Genomic DNA, 2,246 nt, shown 5'->3' on the forward strand with positions numbered 1-2,246 from the left:
GAATTCCCCCCGCCCCCTCCCGCTGGCTGAGCGCCCTGGCCCTGCTGTCGCTGGTGCTGCTCAGTGGCTGTTCCGCCTTCTCCCGCGCGGTGCGCGAGGGCGACGGCGCCGTGAAGGAGCGCCACTGGGCGGAAGCCGAAGCCGCCTACCTGCGCGCCCTGGCCGCGGATCCAGAGGCCTCCGAAATCACCGTGAAGCTGCGCGCGGTGCGCAAGGAGTGGGGCGCGGAGGTGTACCAGGAGGCGGGCGCCGCCCATTCCTCCGGGGACCTGCCGTCCGCCACCAAGCTGCTGGTGCGCGTGCTGGAGTTGGATCCGGACCACGAGGGGGCTCGCGCGCTGCTCGCCCAGACGCTGGAGGCGCGCGTGGGGGTGGCCCTGGGGCTGCTCAAGGAGGAGAAGCTCCAGGATGCTCGCGCGGAGCTGGACGCGGTGCTGGCCGTGGCGCCGGACCACGTGAACGCTCGCAAGGGCGTGGACGCGGTGCAGGTGGCGTGGGCGAAGCGCTTCTTCGCCAGCGCGGACACGCTGGAGAAGGCCGGCAAGCTGGGCAACGCGCTGGTGGCCTACGTGCGCGCGGACCAGGAGCGCGTGGGCGCCACGGCCGCCCGCGAGCGCGCGGAGGCCGTGCGCCAGCGGCTGCGCGACGAGGTGGCCTTCCTGGTGGTGGCCACGCCCGTGGAGGACAACGCCCAGGCCCCCGACGTGGCCCAGCGGCTGAGCGCGGGACGGCTGGCCGCGGCGCTCCCCACGAAGCTGCCCCTGAAGGTCGTGACGGAGGCGCCCCCGGGCCGCGTGGGCGTGAAGCTGGACCTGTCCCTGGAGCGCGTGCTGCCGCTCAAGGCGGTGGAGGACTCCCAGCGCAGCCAGCGCTACCTCGCGGGCAACCGCTCCGTGCCCAACCCCAAGCGCGGCGACTACGAGAAGAAGCTGTTGGAGACGGAGCGCACCCTGGAGGGCGTGGAGCGCAAGCAGGCCGCCGTGCTGCGCGAGTACCTGCGCGCCCAGGTGGAGCTGGGCACGCTGCGCGACGCCGCCGAGCGCTGCCGCGAGCGGGAGAAGCGCGAGTGCCGCGCGGCCATCCAGGAGTGCGGTGAGGAGGCTCGCGACGCGAAGAGCCCGGGCAAGATGCCCAGCGAGTGCGACCCGGAGCGGTGCTCGGGGCAGTGCACGCAGGACGAGGGCCTGATGGTGCAGAAGGCCAAGGCGACGCGCGTGCTGGAGGTGGCCGTGCAGGCGGCGCTGGACAAGGCGGAGCTCCAGCGCGCCGAGGTGCAGCGCAACCGCGACGCCGTCTTCCGCGAGCCCATCACCGTGGAGGAGCCCATGTATTCGGACTTCGTCTACGACGTGCAGCTGCACCGGCTGACGGTGACGGCCACCGTGACGGCGGTGATGCGCGACCTCCTGGCGCCCCAGCAGGTGGCCGCGCCCAACACGCAGGACTACGCGGTGCTGCACGAGGACCTGGCGCACAAGGGCTATGACCGCTACGGCGTGCTCGCGGACCCCGTGCAGCTGCGCAACGAATTGGAGCTGCGCGTGGACGCGGGCGACAAGGCCGTGGCGGACGTGGCGAAGCACGTGAAGGAGCGCTTCGACCTGTACCGAGGCAAGCGCGTGGAGGACGCCCGGCGCGGCATGGTGCGCCCCGGCGCCGAGGACGTGGTGGAGACCGCCGTGCGCGCGCTGCTGCTCACCGCGGACGCGCCCCCGCAGGACATCCTCCAGCCCGTCGCCCGCGCGCGCGGCCTCACGAAGCCCGAGGCCCTCCTGGGCATCGGGCAGTAGCCCGCCTCCCGCGCCTCTGGTGGCGCGAAGGGCGCCCCGTCAGCGGCGCACCGCACGAACCTGTCCGACAGTCGGACAGGTTTGAAGAAGGCGCCCCGGCATCCCGGGCAGGGGCGCCCATCCTTCAGTCCAGGCTGGCACTCATCTCCGGGCGCTCCAGGCGCAGCGTCTCCACGCGGCGCCTGCGCGCTCCCGCGATGGTGAGGTGCCACCCGGCCGCGGCCAGGCCCACGCAGAAGCAGCCCGCCCACAGCGCGGTGGCGCCCACGTGGCCCAGCATCGCGCCGCCCAGCGCCGGGGCGACGCTGGACGCGAGCCCCCACATCATGTGGTACGCGCCCTGGTAGCTGCCCCGCAGCTCCGGGGGCGCCAGGTCCGCCACCACCGACGGCGCCACCGGTGACTGCGCCATCTCCCCCAGCGTCCACACCGCCACGGCGACCATCGCCCACGGGA

General features: G+C 74.0%; 2 protein-coding genes. One reads left to right on the forward strand and one right to left on the reverse strand.

Annotated elements, in window-relative coordinates; all coding sequences use genetic code 11:
* Positions 1 to 2 precede the first annotated feature (2 nt).
* Positions 3 to 1,790, forward strand: a complete 1,788-nt coding sequence (traC, locus tag D7W79_RS41380; RefSeq protein ID WP_120530674.1) for an outer membrane exchange accessory lipoprotein TraC — start codon at positions 3 to 5, stop codon at positions 1,788 to 1,790.
* A 124-nt stretch (positions 1,791 to 1,914) separates the two neighbouring features.
* Here the strand turns inward: traC and D7W79_RS41385 are convergent.
* On the reverse strand, positions 1,915 to 2,246 hold a 332-nt coding region (locus D7W79_RS41385; RefSeq protein WP_147442341.1), incomplete at its 5' end, for an MFS transporter.

The organism is Corallococcus exercitus (genome assembly GCF_003611585.1).
GTDB classification, from domain to species: Bacteria; Myxococcota; Myxococcia; order Myxococcales; family Myxococcaceae; genus Corallococcus; species Corallococcus exercitus.